The sequence below is a fragment of the Pseudomonas sp. Van50 genome, from assembly GCF_055390755.1.
Window position 1 is genome coordinate 4,076,413 of the sequence record NZ_AP024343.1, and the last position, 16,013, is coordinate 4,092,425.

Below are 16,013 nucleotides of genomic sequence, written 5' to 3' on the forward strand. Positions count from 1 at the left end.
GCGGGAGCAAGCTCCCTCGCCACGGAATGGGCGTTTGGCGCTGATATCCATTTACCCCAGGGGAATTGTTCCTATGCCTGATCTATTTCTCGACGGCCACCCCTTGTCAGTGGCCAACGGCACCAGCGTCGCGGCGGCATTGGCGCTGGGCGCGGACGGTTGCAGCCGCACCTCGGTCAGCGGCCAGCGACGGGCGCCCTTGTGCGGCATGGGCATCTGCCAGGAGTGCCGGGTGTTGATCGATGGCCGGCGCCGCCTGGCCTGCCAGACCTTGTGCCTCGATGGCATGCATGTGCAGACCCGACCATGAACGAAACCACCGACCTGCTGATCATCGGCGCCGGCCCCGCGGGCATGGCCGCTGCCCTCGCCGCGGCAAGCAGCGGTGCACGCATCGTGCTGCTGGACGACAACCCGCTGCCCGGCGGGCAGATCTGGCGCGACGGCCCCCAGGCCAACCTGCCCGCCGCCGCCCGACGCCTGCGCGATCAACTGCACACCTGCGCCAACGTACGCTGCCATGCCGGTACTCGCGTAATCGCCTGCGCGGCGGATAAAACCTTGTTGGTGGAAGATGCCGAGCGCGGCTGGCAGATCAGCTACGAGCGCTTGATCCTCTGCACGGGTGCCCGTGAGCTGCTGCTGCCGTTTCCCGGCTGGACACTGCCCGGCGTGACCGGCGCCGGCGGGTTGCAGGCGTTGATCAAGGGCGGCTTGCCAGTGCGCGGCGAACGGTTGGTCATCGCCGGTAGCGGCCCCTTGCTGCTGGCCAGCGCCGCCACGGCAAAACATCAGGGCGCACAGGTGGTACGCATCGCCGAGCAGGCCCGTCGCGGCGCTGTCGTCGGTTTCGCCGCGCAATTGCCACGCTGGCCGGGGAAGCTTTTCCAATCGTTCAGTCTGTTCGACCGGCACTACCGCACCGACACCCATGTGGTGGAAGCCCTCGGCCGGGACCGGCTGGAGGGCGTGCGCCTGCAACAGCAAGGCAAGACGATTGAATTGGCCTGCGATCGGCTCGCCTGCGGTTTCGGGCTCATTCCCAACACCCAATTGGGCCAGGCCCTGGGCTGCGCGGTCGAAGACCAGGCGCTGGCGGTGGACGCCTGGCAAGCCACCTCTCGCCGCGAACATTACGCCGCCGGAGAGTGCACCGGTTTCGGCGGCAGCGAACTGGCGCTGGTGGAAGGCGCCATCGCCGGCCATGCCGCCGTCGGCAATAGCACCGCCGCCCAACAGCTGTGGCCCCGTCGCGCACGTTGGCAGGGGTTCGCCCGGGCCTTGAACACGGCCTTCGCCCTCGATCCACGACTCAAGACCCTGGCCACGGCAGACACACTGGTCTGCCGCTGCGAGGACGTGCCGTATGGCGAACTGGCCGGCCATGCCAACTGGCGCGAAGCGAAACTGGCCAGCCGCTGCGGCATGGGCGCCTGCCAGGGTCGAGTGTGCGGCGCCGCCCTGGAACACCTGTTCGGCTGGACTGCGCCCCTGCCGCGCCCGCCCTTCAGCCCGGCGCGGATCGAGACCTTGCTGAACCTGGCAGAAACCCCGCCCACCTGAGCCGGACTGAGATTCTATTGTGGGAGCGGGCTTGCTCGCGAAAGCGGTGGCTCAGCTTGCAACGATTTTGAATGTGCCAACGCCTTCGCGAGCAAGCCCGCTCCCACAGTAGACCGAGTCGGTTTCAGACCTTCCTGCCTCAATGGCTTTGGCTCTATGATCTCTGCGTCCTCTCAGAATCCAGACCATGTACCCCTCGCTCACCGCCCTAGCCCCTTGCGACCTCGACACCCTGCTGCGCAGCCTGCAGCCCATCGCCCCGCTGCTGGACACCCTCGCGGACGTGGTGTTTTTCATCAAGGACCCGCAGGCCCGCTACGCCTTCGTCAACCAGACCCTGGCCCGGCGTTGCGGCTTCAAACACCGTGGCGACCTGCTCGGCCTCACCGCCGACCAGGTGTTCCCCGAACGCTTCGGCCCGCTGTACACCGAACAGGATCGCCGGGTGCTGGCCAGCGGGCGGGAGTTGGCCGACCAGCTCGAACTGCATTTGTATTACGGCAACCAGCCCGTATGGTGCCTGACCCACAAGCTCGCCCTGCACGATCCGGAGGGCCGGATCGTCGGCCTGGCCGGCATTTCCCGCGACCTGCAACTGCCGCAATCGAGCCATCCGGCGTTTCACAAACTGGCGGCGGTGGACGCCCATATCAAACAGCACTTCGCCCGCCCCATCAGCCTTGCCGAGCTGACCGCCATCGCCGAATTGTCGGTGGCGCAACTGGAACGGCACTGCAAGCGCATCTTCCAACTCACACCACGGCAGATGATTCACAAGGCCAGGCTGGAGGAAGCCTCGCGGCTGTTGCTCGACCAGGACCTGCCGATCACCGAAATCGCCCTGCGCTGCGGTTACACCGATCACAGCGCCTTCAGTCGCCAGTTCCGCGCCCTGACCAGCCTGTCGCCCAGCCAATATCGCGAGAATCAGCGCTGATCCATGTTCCCTGATGGGGCGTCGGATCCCGTGGCTGCTCCCATCTGTAACACCACAGGCCAACGTAGCACCCTGCCCTCATACGCCACCGCCCGCCTGGAAAGCCTCTAGGTCAGTCCTCCCACACAATTACTGCGACTCAACCCGAAACAGGCATGCCGATTGCTTATCTAATATCGTATACGAAATCCTCAATACGATATCTCACCGCATTTATTCGACAGCGAGGCATTTATGAAAAACCCTGCATTGGCCGTAGCCCTCAGCGTTGTCCTCACCCCGCTTTTCATCGCCCCGGCCCACGCCGACAAACTCGACGACATCATCGGTTCCGGCAAACTGCGCTGCGCCGTGACCCTGGACTTCCCGCCCATGGGCTTTCGCGACGAAAGCAACAAACCGGCGGGATTCGACGTGGACTATTGCCAAGACCTGGCGAAGGTCCTCGGCGTAGACGCCGAAGTGGTGGAAACGCCGTTCTCCGATCGAATCCCCGCGCTGCTGTCCGGTCGCGCCGACGTCATCGTCGCCTCTACGTCGGACACCTTGGAGCGAGCCAAGACCGTCGGCCTGACCGTGCCCTACTTCGCCTTCCAGATGGTGGTGCTGACCCGCGACAACACCGGCATCAACAGCTACGCCGACCTCAAGGGCAAGGCCTTGGGCAACACCAGTAGCACCTACGAAGCCATCGCCCTGGAGAAGGACCAGAAGAGCTGGGGCAGCGGCAGCTTCCGCGCCTACCAGTCGCAGAACGACACCCTGCTGGCCGTCGCCCAGGGGCACATCGATGCCACCGTGGTGACCAACACCGTGGCCGCCGCGACCATCAAGTCGGGCAAGTACAAGGGCCTGAAGATCGCCGGTGACGCGCCTTACGTCATCGACTACGTGTCCCTCGGCGCCAAGCGCAGCGAGTACGGCCTGCTCAACTACCTCAACCTGTTCGTCAACCAGCAGGTGCGCACCGGCCGCTACAAGGAGTTGTTCGTCAAATGGGTCGGCACCGACATCCCGCCGGCCAACCTGACCGTTCCCCAGGTCTACTACTGAGGATCGGCGCATGCCAAGCACGCCTGTCCGTGTGAAAGGCCGCAGCCTGGTGGAGGGTGCCGCCCAGGGCGCCCTGCTGTTCGCCGAGGTGGGGCTGAGTTTCTGGGGCGGCGTCGATCCAGCCAGTGGCGAGGTCATCGACCGGCACCATCCCTTGAGTGGCCAACGCCTGGCCGGGCGCGTATTGGCGATTCCCAGCGGACGCGGCTCCTGTACCGGCAGCAGCGTCTTGATGGAGCTGATCAGCAACGGCCACGCCCCCGCAGCCCTGGTGCTGGCCGAAGCCGATGAAATCCTGACCCTGGGCGTGCTGGTGGCGCAGGTGATTTTCCAGCGTTCGTTGCCGGTGTTGTGCGTGGGACACGAGGCCTTCAATGGGCTGCGCGGCCAGGGTTTTGTCCGTCTGGAAAGCGATGTCCTGACATTGTCTGGCCGGCCCCTGGACGACGGCTGGCAAGGTTCGTCCGCGGCGTCGCAGCCGCCCACGCTCTCAACCCTGGAACTGACCGGACAAGACCGGGCATTGCTCGACGGCAGCCATGGCAAAGCTGCCCAAGTGGCGATGCACATCGTGCTGCGCATGGCCGAGATCCAGGGCGCCACGCAATTGCTGGACGTGGCCCAGGCCCACATCGACGGCTGCATCTACACCGGTCCCGCCAGCCTGCGCTTTGCCGAACAACTGGTGCAGTGGGGCGCGAAGGTGCGCGTGCCCACCACCCTCAATTCCATCTCCGTGGACCAGCGTCGCTGGCGCGAGCTGGGTGTCGACCCGGCGCTGGGCGAGCCGGCCAGTGCCTTGGGCGACGCCTACATGGCCATGGGCGCCCAGCTGAGTTTCACTTGTGCGCCCTACCTGCTGGACACCGCGCCAAAAGCCGGCGAGCAAATCGTCTGGGCCGAATCCAATGCGGTGGTCTATGCCAACAGCGTGTTGGGCGCGCGCACGCAAAAGTACCCGGACTTCCTCGACATCTGCATCGCCCTGTGCGGGCGGGCACCGTTGACCGGCTGCCATCTCGACGACCCGCGCAAGGCCCGGCTGATCGTCGACGTGCCGGCACTGGGCAAGGTCGATGACAGTTTCTATCCGCTGCTGGGTTATCACATCGGTAGTCTGGCCGGCCGGCGTATTCCGCTGATACGCGGCCTGGAACACGCCGCACCGAGCCTGGACGACCTCAAGGCCTTCGGCGCCGCGTTCGCCACCACCAGCGCCGCGCCGCTGTTCCACATCGCCGGGGTGACACCAGAAGCCCTCGACCCGGCCGATGTCCTGGAGCGCGATGTCGCGTTGCCACAGGAAAGCGTCGATGCCACCGGCCTGCTTGCCAGTTGGCGCGAACTCAACAGCGCCCGAGATAACTGGGTGGACGTGGTGTCCCTGGGCAATCCGCATTTCTCCCTCAGCGAATTCGCCGCCCTCGCGACCTTGTGCGCGGGCCGGGTCAAGCATCCCTATGTGGTGCTGGCAATCACCTGCGGTCGGGCGGTGCTGGAGCAGGCCCGCAAAGCCGGGTATCTGACCGCCATCGAGGCCTTCGGCGCGGTGCTGGTGACCGACACCTGTTGGTGCATGTTGGGTGAGCCGGTGATCCCGCCCCACGCCACCACGCTGATGACCAACTCCGGTAAATACGCCCACTACGCACCCGGCCTGGTCGGTCGCGGGGTGCACTTTGCCGCCCTCGCCGATTGCGTCGAGGCCGCGTGCACCGCCGCCACTCGCGGCCAGCCGCCAACGTGGCTACAACCGAACCGCACCGGGAGCCCGACCCATGTTTGACTACAGCTTCCAATGGCGCCCGGCCTTGCGCGCCCTGCCCGACATGCTCGCCGGGGCCTGGGTGACCTTCGAGACCGCCGCGCTGTCGATGATTTTCGGCGTGCTGATCGCCCTGGTGCTGACCGTGATGCGCCAGGCCCCGAATCGCTTGCTGCGGGGCGCGGGCAATGGCTGGGTGTCCATCGCCCGCAACACGCCCTCGCTGTTCCAGATCTACATCCTCTACTTCGGCCTCGGCTCCCTCGGGCTGCACGTCAGTTCCTGGCTGGCCTTGCTGGCCGGGATCACCTTCAACAACGCCGGCTACCTGGCGGAAAACTTTCGCGGCGGCCTCAAGGCCGTGCCCGGTACGCAAATGCGCGCCGCCCGTTCGTTGGGGATGAGTGCCTTCCAGGCCTACCGGATGATCATCGTCCCGCAACTGTTGCGCATCGTCTTCTACCCGCTGACCAACCAGATGGTCTGGGCGGTGCTGATGACGTCCCTGGGGGTGGTGGTCGGCCTGAACAACGACCTCACCGGTGTCACCCAGGAATACAACGTCAAGACCTTCCGCACCTTCGAATACTTCGCCCTCGCGGCGGTGCTGTATTACCTGATCGCCAAGCTGATCGTCGGGTTGGCCCGGCTGTTGTCCTGGCGGCTGTTTCGTTACTGAGGAGGGTGGGTCATGTTTTCTACAAGCCTCAGCGTCAACGACCTGCTGTATTTGCTCGAGGGGGCCTGGGTCACGCTGCAACTGACCGTGTGGTCGATCCTGCTGGGCACCTTCGCCGGGTTGCTGTTCGGTCTGTTGCGGGCGCTGTTGCCGCGGGCCAGCCTGCCGCTGGCCTGGCTGCTGGACGTGTTTCGCAGTGTGCCGCTGCTGATCCAGTTCGTGCTGTTCAACTCCCTCAAGAGCATCGCCGGCCTGAACCTCAGCGCCTTTGCCGTCGGCTGCATCGTCCTCGGGATCTACGCCGCGGCGTACTTCACCGAGATCGTCCGCGGTGGCGTGCTGGCGGTGCCGTTGAGCACCCGCCGGGCCAGCCGATCGCTGGGCCTGAGCTATGTGCAGGACCTGCGCTTCATCGTCCTGCCGATTGCCACGCGGGTGGCCTTTCCCGGCTGGCTGAACCTGGTGCTGGGCGTGATGAAGGACACCGCGCTGGTGATGTGGATCGGCATCGTCGAATTGCTGCGGGCGTCGCAAACCATCGTCACGCGCATTCAGGAACCCCTGCTGGTGCTGTGCATCGCGGGCCTCATTTACTACGTCATGAGCCTGGTGGTCGCCCGCCTCGGCGCACGCCTGGAAAGAAGGTGGCAGGAAAATGATTGAGATCGAAAACGTACACAAATCCTTCGGTGACCTGGAAGTGGTCAAGGGTGTGAGCCTGACGGTGGACAAGGGCGAAGTGGTGTCGATCATCGGCGGTTCCGGCTCTGGCAAATCGACCCTGCTGATGTGCATCAACGGCCTGGAGCCCATTCAGAAAGGCAGCATCCGCGTGGACGGCATCGAGGTTCATGACCGGGCCACTGATCTCAATCGCCTGCGGCAGAAAATCGGCATCGTCTTCCAGCAATGGAACGCCTTCCCTCACCTGACCGTGTTGGAGAACGTCATGCTGGCGCCGCGCAAGGTGCTCGGCAAGAGCCGGCAGGACGCCGAGGCCCTGGCGGTGAAGCAGCTTGAACATGTGGGCCTGGGGGACAAGCTCAAGGCCTTCCCCGGCAAGCTTTCCGGCGGCCAGCAACAACGCATGGCGATCGCCCGGGCGCTGGCGATGTCGCCGGACTACATGCTCTTCGACGAAGCCACCTCGGCCCTGGACCCGCAACTGGTGGGCGAAGTGCTGGACACCATGCGCATGCTCGCCGAAGACGGCATGACCATGGTGCTGGTGACCCACGAGATCCGCTTCGCCCGGGACGTGTCCGACCGCGTGGCGTTCTTTTGCAATGGGCGGGTCCATGAAATCGGCCCGCCGGACCAGGTGATCGGCAACCCGGTGCAGCCGGAGACGGCGGCGTTTCTCAAGTCGGTGAAATAGCGGATGGCCCTATCGCGAGCAAGCGCGCTCCCACAGGGGAACGCATTTCAATGTGGGAGCGAGCTTGCTCGCGATGAGGCCCGAACAGACAACCCAAGGATTTGACTCATGCGCTCATCCAAAATCATCCATGTAGTCAGTTGCCACGCCGAAGGCGAAGTCGGCGATGTGATCGTCGGCGGTGTCGCGCCACCACCCGGTGCCACGGTGTGGGAGCAGTCACGCTGGATCGCCCAGGACCAGACCCTGCGCAACTTTGTCCTCAACGAGCCCCGTGGCGGTGTGTTCCGTCACGTCAACCTGCTGGTGCCGGCCAAGGACCCACGGGCGCAAATGGCCTGGATCATCATGGAACCGGCCGACACCCCGCCGATGTCCGGCTCCAACTCGCTGTGCGTGGCCACCGTGTTGCTGGACAGCGGCATCCTGCCGATGACCGAACCCCAGACCCGCCTGGTGCTGGAAGCGCCGGGCGGCCTGATCGAAGCGGTGGCCGACTGCCGCGACGGCAAGGTGCAACGGGTCGAGATCAAGAACGTGCCCTCCTTCGCCGACCGCCTCGATGCCTGGATCGAAGTCGAAGGCCTGGGCTCCCTGCAGGTGGACACCGCTTATGGCGGCGACAGCTTTGTCATCGTCGACGCCCAACGCCTGGGCTTTGCCATTCGCCCCGACGAGGCCGCCGAGCTGGTGGCCGTGGGCTTGAAGATCACCCGCGCCGCCAACGAACAACTGGGCTTCGTGCACCCGTTGAATCCTGATTGGTCGCACATCTCGTTCTGCCAGATCGCCGCGCCCATCGTCCAGGAGAATGGGATCGCCACTGGCGCCAACGCCGTGGTGATCCAGCCCGGCAAGATCGACCGCTCCCCCACCGGCACCGGCTGCTCGGCACGCATGGCGGTGTTGCAGGCCAAGGGCTTGATGCAGGTGGGCGAGCGGTTTATCGGCCGCTCGATCATCGGCTCCGAATTCCACTGCCGCATCGACTCACTGACCGACGTGGCCGGACGCCCGGCGATTTACCCGTGCATCGCCGGACGGGCGTGGATCACCGGGACTCATCAGCTGTTGCTCGACCCGGCCGACCCGTGGCCCCAGGGCTATCGGCTTTCCGACACCTGGCCTGGCGCATGAATTTTTTGAACTGGCTTCGCCCCCCTCTGTGGGAGCAAGGCTTGCCCGCGATGAAGATATCGCGGTCTTCCAGGGGAACCGAGCGTCCGCATCGCGAGCAAGCTTTGCTCCCACAAATCCCCTCGCCACATACCGTTAACCACCGGAGACAACCATGAGCAAACGCATCAACTGGAGCGGCGTTTTCCCCGCCGTCACCACGCAATTCAACGATGACTTTTCCATCAACCTGGAAAAAACCCACCAAGTGATTTCCAACGTCATCCGTGACGGTGTTTCCGGCCTGGTGGTCTGCGGTTCGGTGGGGGAAAACACCTCCCTGAGCGCCGAGGAAAAAATCGCCGTGACCGAAGTCGCGGTGGACGCCTCCCGTGGCCGCGTGCCAGTGATTTGCGGCGTGGCCGAGTTCACCAGCGTGCAGGCCGCCAAGGTCGCCAACGCGGTGCGCAAGGTGGGCGTCGATGGGGTGATGCTGATGCCGGCGCTGGTCTACGGCTCCAAACCCTTCGAGACCGCCGAGCATTTCCGCTACGTGGCCCGCCACGCCGATGTGCCGCTGATGGTCTACAACAACCCGCCGATCTACAAGAATGACGTGACGCCGGACATCCTGATTTCCCTGGCCGATTGCGACAACGTGGTGTGTTTCAAGGACTCCTCCGGCGACACCCGGCGCTTCATCGACGTGCGCAACGAAGTCGGCGATCGCTTTGTGTTGTTCGCCGGTCTCGATGACGTGGTGCTGGAGAGCCTCGCCGTGGGCGCCGAAGGCTGGGTCTCGGGCATGTCCAACGTGTTCCCGAAGGAAGGCGAGACCATTTTCCGCCTGGCCCGCGCCGGACGGTTCGCCGAAGCGATGCCGATCTACGAATGGTTGATGCCGATCCTGCACCTGGACGCCCGCGCCGATCTGGTGCAATGCATCAAGCTGTGCGAAGCCATCGCCGGCCGCGGCAGCGCCCTCACCCGCCCACCGCGCCTGGCCTTGCCTGAGGAAGACCGAGTGTATGTGGAGCAGATCATGGCCAAGGCCATGGCCAATCGGCCGGCGTTGCCGGATGTGGGGCTTTGACCCCAGGGCATGGCGCCAACTGGCGGTGACTGGGACGCCGCCATCGCGAGCAAGCTCGCTCCCACAGGGATTTGTGGTGAATACGCGATAGTGAGCCCATGGGATTCAAACGGTGGGAGCGAGCTTGCTCGCGATAGCGGTCTGCCTGAAGCGACTATGCTGAATGTGCCGCCTTCATCGCGAGCAAGCTCGCTCCCACACTGTCGGTGGCGGCCATGACAGGGAGGCTTCCCATGAACTATTTCCTGGCCCAGGCCCTGAACAACCGATGGGCCAACCACAGGCTGCTCAACGCCTGCGCGCAGTTGAGCGAGGCTGACTACGCCGCGCCGCGCACGGGATTCTTCCCGTCCATCCAAGCCACGCTTTGCCACATCCTGGAAGTGGACCGCTATTACCTCACCGCCCTGGAAGGTGACCGGGACGGCCAGATAAAGGATTTCTCCGAGATCCTGCCCTTTGCCCAGCTCATGCAGAGCCAGGCTCAAACCGACCAGCGGCTGGTGGCTTTCTGCGAATCACTGCGAGAAAAAGACCTCGCCCGCTCCGTCGACCTGGTGCGTGCCGACGGGGTGGTGCTCGAACGAATCGACCGACTGCTGTTGCACCTGTTCGAACATCAGATCCATCACCGCGGCCAGGTGCATTCGATGCTCAGCGGCGCGGGTGTCAAGCCACCGCAGCTCGATGAGTTTTTCCTCGACTGCGACCGTAGGTTTCGGCAGCAAGAAGAACAAACACTGCAACTCAACGAAGCAACTGTCTGGCGAGACTATCGGCCCGACTGAAGCGCTACGCCGAAAAAAAGGCGACGACCGCTGCCGGCCATCGCCAAATCGCCCACCCGGGCGCTCTCAGATCCGTGCGGGAGAGACGATGATCTTCACGTTGTGCTCCTTGTTGTTCACCAGTTCCTCGAAGCCCTGCCCGACGATCTCCTCCAACTGGATGCGCCCGGTCACCAGCGGCGAGATGTCCAGGCGTCCGTCGGCGATGAAGGCAATCACATCGGCGAACTCACCGTTGTAAGCCAGCGCGCCGAGCACTTGTTTCTCGGTGGAGACCAGTTCAAAGAAGTTGAACTCGCTCGGTTCCTCGAAAATGCCCACCAACACGCATTTGCCGGCCTTGCGGATCAGGTCGATGGCGAACTTGGCGGTGTGCTTGTTGCCAATGCATTCGAAACTGACATCGGCCCCCAGGCCAGCGGTCAGGCGGCGGACTTCGGCCAGGGCGTCGCACTCGTTCGGATCGATCACATGGCTGGCGCCGACTTCCAGGGCCTTGGCCTTGCGGGCGCCAGACATTTCCAGGGCAATCACCTGGGCCGCACCGGCCGCCTTGGCGCACATGATGGTGCACAGGCCGATGGTCCCGGCGCCGACCACCACCACGTTCTGACCCAACAGGCTGCCGGCCTTTTTCACCGCATGCATGCCCACCGCCAGCGGCTCGATCAACGCACCGGCCTCGGTCGGAAAGTCGGCAGGCAGTTTGTAGAGCAGGTTCGCCGGCACGTTGACCAGCTCCGCGAACGCGCCGTTGTTCATCAGCCCGGTGAAGGCCAGGTTCTCGCAGATGTTGTAGAGCCCGTGGGTGCAGTAATAGCAAGTGCCGCAGTGCTGGCAGGCATCGGCCGCCACCGGTTCGCCGACACTGAAACCCTCGACGCCGGCGCCCAGTTCGACGATCTCACCGCAGAACTCATGGCCGAGGATGCATTGGCCCTTGATCCCGGTCAGCGGGTGCGGCGCGTCCACCGGGATGAATACCGGCCCGGCCACGTATTCATGCAGGTCCGAGCCGCAGATGCCGCACCATTGCACGCGGATCTGCACCCAACCGGCCGGCGGCGAAACCGGCAGTGGCACGTCTTCGACGCGAATGTCGTTGCGGCCATGCCAGACGGCGGCGCGCATGCTGCGGGTCGGCTTGATTGAAACGTTCATAGTTGCCTCCAGAGTATTTTATGGGGCGGCGATTCATCGCCGCCCGCTGGGTCAGTGCTGTGCGATGAACTCGAGAATCGATCGATTGACCTGCTCGGCCGCTTCCATCTGCACCATGTGGCCCTGGCCGGGGAGCACTTCGACCTGGGCAGCCAGCCCTTCGCCGTGGGCCGCCGGGATGATTGCGTCGTCGCTGCCCCAGATCACCAGGGTCGGTACGTGACCGGCCTGCACCACCTCGCGCAGGTCCACCTGCTGGCGGCCGTCGGCGAACAGCGTCGCCGACAGTTGCCGCAGGGCGGCGTCCACGCCTTCCAGGCGCTTGTACTTGAGCATGTCGTCGAGCATCTGCCGCGTGACCAGCTCGGCATTGGAGAACAGTTGCACCAGTGGCGGCTTGAGGGCGTTGCGGTTGGCCGCTTCGACGAAACCTTGCAGGTAGCCGCCGTTGATCTGCGCGCCCAGCCCGGCGCTGCCGATCAAAGTCAGCGACCGTACACGCTGGGGCATCAGGCGCGCGGCATTCAGCGAAACCGCCCCACCCATGGAATGCCCCACCAGATGCACAGCGTTGATGTCCAGGTGATCGAGCAAGGCCAGCACCACGCCGCTCAGCTCGTCCAGGTCGCCGCGTTGCAGGGTTTTCGAAGATTCGCCATGGCCCGGCAGGTCCAGGGCAATGACCCGACGCCCGACGGCCAGTGCTTCATGGTTGAACAGCCAATTGTTCAGGTCGCCGCCGAAACCGTGCACCAGCACCAACGGCGTACCGCCCTCGCCGCGCTCGAAATAGCGAATCACCCGCCCGTCCAACTCGACTTTCTGTGGTGTCGGGCCGCTGTCTTCATCGGCTGAATCACCGGGTACGAAGTTGGATTGGAACTGCTCGATGACCGCGTCGATCTCGGCGTCGCTGGCCTCGCCGTCGACGACGATGCCGAGCAAGGCGCCGACCGCCAGGGTTTCGTCCTGCCGGGCAACCTGCCGACGCAGGATTCCGGAGAACGGCGCCTCGACGCTGCTGGAGATCTTGTCCGTCTCGACGTCCATCACTTCATCGCCCTTGGCGATGGCCTGGCCCTCCTCCTTGAGCCAGGCATCGACCCGGCCCTCGGTCATCGACAGGCCCCACTTGGGCATGGTCAAGGTATGAATCTGGCTCATCAGCGCTTGCTCCACTCGATCACGTTGAGCACGGCTTGCTCGATCTTCGCCGCGTCAGGGATGTACAGGTCTTCCAGGGCATCGGAGAACGGCACCGGCGTGTGCGGCGCGGTGACCATTTCGATCGGGGCCTTGAGCGCGCCGAAGGCCTTTTGCGCCACCAGCGCGGAAACATCGGTGGCCATGGAACAGCGCGGGTTGGCCTCGTCGATGACCACCAGGCGCCCGGTCTTCTCCACGCTTTCGAGGATGCTGTCCTCGTCCATCGGGCTGGTGGTGCGCAGGTCGATGACTTCGCAGTCGATACCGCGTCCGGCCAGGCTGCGGGCGGCGTCCATCGCGGTGTTGACCATGCGTCCATAGGACACCAGGGTCACGTCCTTGCCGTCGCGCAGGAAATTGGCCTCGCCAAAGGGGATGGTGTAGAGCTCTTCCGGCACTTCGCCCTGCATGCTGTAGAGCAACTTGTGCTCGCAGAAGATCACTGGGTCGTTGTCGCGGATCGCCTGGATCAGCAGGCCCTTGGCGTCGTAAGGCGATGACGGGCAGACCACTTTCAGCCCCGGAATGTGCGTCCACAAGGACGTGAGCATCTGCGAATGCTGGGCGGCGGCGCGCAGGCCGGCGCCGACCATGGTGCGGATCACCAGGGGCGTGGAGGCCTTGCCGCCGAACATGTAGCGAAACTTCGCCGCCTGGTTGAGGATCTGGTCCAGGCAGCACCCGGCAAAGTCGACGAACATCAGTTCGCACACCGGACGTACGCCGCAGGTGGCGGCCCCGACCGCCGCACCGACGTAACCGATTTCCGAGAGCGGCGTGTCCAGCACGCGCCCGGGGAACTGGTCGTAAAGGCCCTTGGTCACCCCAAGTACACCGCCCCAGGCGTCGTTTTCACCGGGTGCGCCAGCGCCACCGGCCACGTCCTCACCCATGATGAACACGCTTGAGTCCCGGCGCATCTCCTGGGCCAGCGCTTCGTTGATTGCCTGCTGATAGCTGATTTTTCTCGCCATGATGGAGTTCTCTATTCTTGTTGTTCAGGAGGGCGTTCAGGGATAGCTGACGTAGACGTCGGTCAGCAGGTCCGCCGAGGAAGGCTTGGGATCGGACTTGGCCTTGTACACGGCGTTTTCAATCAGCAGGTCCACTTCCTTGTCGATCTGGTCCAGTTGCTCGACGGTGAGCAAGCCGGCCCGGGTCGTGCGCTCGCGGAACTGCATCAGGCAGTCCTGGTTTTCACGGAAGTGCTTGACCTCGTCGGGGGCCCGGTAGGTCTGGGCGTCGCCCTCGAAGTGACCGTAGTAGCGGGTCAGCTTGACCTCGATCAGCGATGGCCCCTCCCCGGCACGGGCGCGTTCGACGGCGGCCCCGGCGGCTTCATGCACGGCAAAGAAGTCGAAGCCGTCGACAGTCACGCCGGGCATGCCGAACCCGGCCGCGCGGTCGGCGATGTGATCGCAGGCCACCGACCAATTGGACGCGGTGGCTTCGGCGTAGCCGTTGTTTTCCGCGACGAACAGGCACGGCAGGTTCCACACCGAGGCCATGTTCATGGCTTCGAACACCGCGCCCTCGTTGGAGCCGCCGTCGCCGAAAAACACCACGGCGACGCTGTCGGTGCCCTTGAGCCGGGCCGCCAAAGCCGCGCCGACCACCAAGGGCGCGCCGGCGCCGACAATGCCATTGGCGCCGAGCATGCCTTTCTCGAAGTCGGCGATGTGCATCGAGCCGCCCTTGCCTTGGCAAACGCCGGTTTTCTTGCCGTAGATCTCGGCCATCATCCCGTAGACATCCACGCCCTTGGCGATGCAATGGCCATGGCCACGGTGGTTGGAGGCAATGCAATCGTCATCGCCCAGGTGGGCCATGACGCCTGCGGCCGAGGCTTCTTCGCCGGCATACAGGTGGACGAACCCGGGGATTTCACCCGTGGCGAACTCCACGTGCAGGCGCTCTTCGAAGGCGCGGATGGTGCGCATCACCTGATAGGCGTGCAGCAGTTGATCGTGGGTGAGCGGTGTCGACATTTTTATTCTCCTGGGGTGTCTTCTTGAAAATTCAGAGGGTGTTGCGGGTGTTCGCGGCCGATGGCCAGCAAACGTTGTTGCGCGGCGTAGGCCAGCACCGCGTTGACGTCGATGCTCAGTGGACCGCCGGCATCGAGGGTGACCGTGGGCCGGTCATGAACGTTGAATTCGATTTCCCGCTCGCCGTCCAAGGCCAGGGTGCCGCTGGAGAGCGACAGGCCGTGGGCGACACCGGGTTCCAGGGGGCCGGCGGCGAGCACGCCACAGCCTTGCAACAGGCCCGGCGCGAGCGGTACCAGCAGCGCTTCGGGAGATTGCGGGTCCAGGCGCATCCAGGCACCACCCGGTGCCTGGCGTGACACCGGAAACCACAAGCCGCATAGCGCCGACAGGCCGATGGACTGCGGCTCGGCGAAGGTCACGAACACTTCGGCCAAGTCCTGTGCCCGACTGATGGCCCGGGCGCCGACAAACCGCAGGGGCGACACGGCGACGTCCACCAAGGCGACTTCGCGCAGGCCACGTCCGGCGTCGCAAACCAGCAAACGCTTGTTGCGGCGCAAACCGATCTGGGCCGGGACCCGGCCGCTGGCGTACAAGCCACCGGCCAGTCCGGCACTGGTGGCTTCGCGCAGTTCGGGAAAGGCGTTGTTGGTGCCGGTGGACAGGGTCAGCAACGGGATGTCCCCCACTTCGGCGGCCACCGCCTTGTGGGTACCGTCGCCACCGAGCACGGCGATCAGCGCCACCTCGCGCTCGGCCATCAGGCGCGCGGCCTGGCGGGTGTCTTCGACGGTCTGGCGCAGGGTCAGGTCGAGGAACTCCAGGGCCGGCCAGTGGCTGCTGCGGGCCTGGCGGCTGTGGCTGTTCTTCAGCACGGCGGCGGCCATGCCAATCATGTCGGTGGGCATCAACACCCGCTCGATGCCGGTGGCACCGAAAGCGGCCAGCAGGCGCTGGATCACCGAGACCTTGTCGGTGCTGGAAAACAGCCCGGCATTGGCGGTCAGGCGCCGCACGTCGCGGCCCGATGCGGGGTTGGCGATGATGCCCACGGTCAGTGGCCGGCGGCTCATGGTGCCACCGCGGGAGAAACAGGCGAACGGCCTGGGCAGGAGAACATAGGCACCTCGTTGTTATTATTGGATGACCCGTCAGGCGGGCTCCAGGGGTAGAGCAAGGGCGGTGCCAGCTACGGGAAAAAACCAGGAGACAGCCGGACCAGAGCGGTCCAGGCGGGATGTTCGATGCGGCCAAGCGAGCCTCGCTGAGACGCTCCATGTCAG

16 protein-coding genes are annotated in these 16,013 nt (G+C 64.7%); 11 read left to right on the forward strand and 5 right to left on the reverse strand.

Going from position 1 to position 16,013, the window contains the following annotated elements:
* The first annotated feature begins 73 nt into the window (after nt 1-73).
* From ACZ5M5_RS17255 to ACZ5M5_RS17305, 11 genes are all read left to right on the forward strand, one after another.
* A complete protein-coding gene (locus ACZ5M5_RS17255) occupies nt 74-310 on the forward strand; it encodes a 2Fe-2S iron-sulfur cluster-binding protein (RefSeq protein ID WP_060742051.1) in 237 nt (78 codons plus the stop codon).
* Nucleotides 307-1,563 carry an FAD-dependent oxidoreductase gene (locus tag ACZ5M5_RS17260; protein ID WP_464737676.1) on the forward strand — a complete coding sequence of 419 codons (1,257 nt, stop codon included), beginning with the start codon at nt 307-309 and terminating at the stop codon, nt 1,561-1,563. Before ACZ5M5_RS17255 ends, ACZ5M5_RS17260 begins: the two co-directional genes overlap by 4 nt.
* Before the next feature lie 187 nt (nt 1,564-1,750).
* Complete coding sequence (locus tag ACZ5M5_RS17265; RefSeq protein ID WP_207283203.1) at nt 1,751-2,500, forward strand: AraC family transcriptional regulator; 750 nt, start codon at nt 1,751-1,753, stop codon at nt 2,498-2,500.
* A gap of 234 nt (nt 2,501-2,734) precedes the next feature.
* A complete protein-coding gene (locus ACZ5M5_RS17270) occupies nt 2,735-3,553 on the forward strand; it encodes an ABC transporter substrate-binding protein (RefSeq protein ID WP_072404405.1) in 819 nt (272 codons plus the stop codon).
* Nucleotides 3,554-3,563: 10 nt separating this feature from the next.
* Nucleotides 3,564-5,339, forward strand: a complete 1,776-nt coding sequence (gene lhpI, locus ACZ5M5_RS17275; RefSeq protein WP_464737677.1) for a cis-3-hydroxy-L-proline dehydratase — start codon at nt 3,564-3,566, stop codon at nt 5,337-5,339.
* A complete protein-coding gene (locus tag ACZ5M5_RS17280; RefSeq protein WP_464737678.1) occupies nt 5,332-5,997 on the forward strand; it encodes an amino acid ABC transporter permease in 666 nt (221 codons plus the stop codon). Before lhpI ends, ACZ5M5_RS17280 begins: the two co-directional genes overlap by 8 nt.
* Nucleotides 5,998-6,009: 12 nt before the next feature.
* Entirely contained in the window at nt 6,010-6,660 is a 651-nt protein-coding gene (locus tag ACZ5M5_RS17285; protein ID WP_060742045.1) for an amino acid ABC transporter permease, read from the forward strand.
* A complete protein-coding gene (locus tag ACZ5M5_RS17290) occupies nt 6,653-7,375 on the forward strand; it encodes an amino acid ABC transporter ATP-binding protein (protein ID WP_060742044.1) in 723 nt (240 codons plus the stop codon). The genes ACZ5M5_RS17285 and ACZ5M5_RS17290 overlap by 8 nt, the downstream gene beginning before the upstream one ends.
* Before the next feature lie 108 nt (nt 7,376-7,483).
* Nucleotides 7,484-8,512 carry a trans-3-hydroxy-L-proline dehydratase gene (locus ACZ5M5_RS17295; protein WP_464737679.1) on the forward strand — a complete coding sequence of 343 codons (1,029 nt, stop codon included), beginning with the start codon at nt 7,484-7,486 and terminating at the stop codon, nt 8,510-8,512.
* A gap of 154 nt (nt 8,513-8,666) precedes the next feature.
* Nucleotides 8,667-9,584 (forward strand): dihydrodipicolinate synthase family protein, encoded by a 918-nt coding sequence (locus tag ACZ5M5_RS17300; RefSeq protein ID WP_025213515.1) that lies wholly within the window; start codon nt 8,667-8,669, stop codon nt 9,582-9,584.
* 233 nt (nt 9,585-9,817) lie between these two features.
* Nucleotides 9,818-10,372: a DinB family protein gene (locus tag ACZ5M5_RS17305; RefSeq protein WP_464737680.1), complete on the forward strand. Its 555-nt coding sequence runs from the start codon at nt 9,818-9,820 to the stop codon at nt 10,370-10,372.
* 66 nt (nt 10,373-10,438) lie between these two features.
* Here the strand turns inward: ACZ5M5_RS17305 and ACZ5M5_RS17310 are convergent, their stop codons facing one another.
* The 5 genes from ACZ5M5_RS17310 to ACZ5M5_RS17330 all read right to left on the reverse strand — a co-directional run bounded on the left by ACZ5M5_RS17310 (nt 10,439) and on the right by ACZ5M5_RS17330 (nt 15,803).
* Nucleotides 10,439-11,503: a 2,3-butanediol dehydrogenase gene (locus tag ACZ5M5_RS17310; RefSeq protein ID WP_256573690.1), complete on the reverse strand. Its 1,065-nt coding sequence runs from the start codon at nt 11,501-11,503 to the stop codon at nt 10,439-10,441.
* 81 nt (nt 11,504-11,584) lie between these two features.
* Nucleotides 11,585-12,697 (reverse strand): acetoin dehydrogenase dihydrolipoyllysine-residue acetyltransferase subunit, encoded by a 1,113-nt coding sequence (locus ACZ5M5_RS17315; RefSeq protein WP_464737681.1) that lies wholly within the window; start codon nt 12,695-12,697, stop codon nt 11,585-11,587.
* A complete protein-coding gene (locus ACZ5M5_RS17320; RefSeq protein ID WP_060742039.1) occupies nt 12,697-13,713 on the reverse strand; it encodes an alpha-ketoacid dehydrogenase subunit beta in 1,017 nt (338 codons plus the stop codon). The genes ACZ5M5_RS17315 and ACZ5M5_RS17320 overlap by 1 nt, the downstream gene beginning before the upstream one ends.
* 36 nt (nt 13,714-13,749) lie before the next feature.
* Entirely contained in the window at nt 13,750-14,727 is a 978-nt protein-coding gene (locus ACZ5M5_RS17325; RefSeq protein WP_192261318.1) for a thiamine pyrophosphate-dependent dehydrogenase E1 component subunit alpha, read from the reverse strand.
* A gap of 2 nt (nt 14,728-14,729) precedes the next feature.
* Nucleotides 14,730-15,803: an ATP-NAD kinase family protein gene (locus ACZ5M5_RS17330; RefSeq protein ID WP_464737682.1), complete on the reverse strand. Its 1,074-nt coding sequence runs from the start codon at nt 15,801-15,803 to the stop codon at nt 14,730-14,732.
* Between the last annotated feature and the right edge of the window lie 210 nt (nt 15,804-16,013).

What these genes read in the sequence shown, in the direction of transcription:
- ACZ5M5_RS17330 (WP_464737682.1), bottom strand. Translation starts at nt 15,803, where the DNA reads ATGAGCCGCCGGCCACTGACCGTGGGCATCATCGCCAACCCCGCATCG.
- ACZ5M5_RS17285 (WP_060742045.1), top strand. Translation starts at nt 6,010, where the DNA reads ATGTTTTCTACAAGCCTCAGCGTCAACGACCTGCTGTATTTGCTCGAG.
- ACZ5M5_RS17320 (WP_060742039.1), bottom strand. Translation starts at nt 13,713, where the DNA reads ATGGCGAGAAAAATCAGCTATCAGCAGGCAATCAACGAAGCGCTGGCC.
- lhpI (WP_464737677.1), top strand. Translation starts at nt 3,564, where the DNA reads ATGCCAAGCACGCCTGTCCGTGTGAAAGGCCGCAGCCTGGTGGAGGGT.
- ACZ5M5_RS17265 (WP_207283203.1), top strand. Translation starts at nt 1,751, where the DNA reads ATGTACCCCTCGCTCACCGCCCTAGCCCCTTGCGACCTCGACACCCTG.
- ACZ5M5_RS17260 (WP_464737676.1), top strand. Translation starts at nt 307, where the DNA reads ATGAACGAAACCACCGACCTGCTGATCATCGGCGCCGGCCCCGCGGGC.
- ACZ5M5_RS17315 (WP_464737681.1), bottom strand. Translation starts at nt 12,697, where the DNA reads ATGAGCCAGATTCATACCTTGACCATGCCCAAGTGGGGCCTGTCGATG.
- ACZ5M5_RS17300 (WP_025213515.1), top strand. Translation starts at nt 8,667, where the DNA reads ATGAGCAAACGCATCAACTGGAGCGGCGTTTTCCCCGCCGTCACCACG.
- ACZ5M5_RS17280 (WP_464737678.1), top strand. Translation starts at nt 5,332, where the DNA reads ATGTTTGACTACAGCTTCCAATGGCGCCCGGCCTTGCGCGCCCTGCCC.
- ACZ5M5_RS17290 (WP_060742044.1), top strand. Translation starts at nt 6,653, where the DNA reads ATGATTGAGATCGAAAACGTACACAAATCCTTCGGTGACCTGGAAGTG.
- ACZ5M5_RS17310 (WP_256573690.1), bottom strand. Translation starts at nt 11,503, where the DNA reads ATGCGCGCCGCCGTCTGGCATGGCCGCAACGACATTCGCGTCGAAGAC.
- ACZ5M5_RS17255 (WP_060742051.1), top strand. Translation starts at nt 74, where the DNA reads ATGCCTGATCTATTTCTCGACGGCCACCCCTTGTCAGTGGCCAACGGC.
- ACZ5M5_RS17295 (WP_464737679.1), top strand. Translation starts at nt 7,484, where the DNA reads ATGCGCTCATCCAAAATCATCCATGTAGTCAGTTGCCACGCCGAAGGC.
- ACZ5M5_RS17270 (WP_072404405.1), top strand. Translation starts at nt 2,735, where the DNA reads ATGAAAAACCCTGCATTGGCCGTAGCCCTCAGCGTTGTCCTCACCCCG.
- ACZ5M5_RS17305 (WP_464737680.1), top strand. Translation starts at nt 9,818, where the DNA reads ATGAACTATTTCCTGGCCCAGGCCCTGAACAACCGATGGGCCAACCAC.
- ACZ5M5_RS17325 (WP_192261318.1), bottom strand. Translation starts at nt 14,727, where the DNA reads ATGTCGACACCGCTCACCCACGATCAACTGCTGCACGCCTATCAGGTG.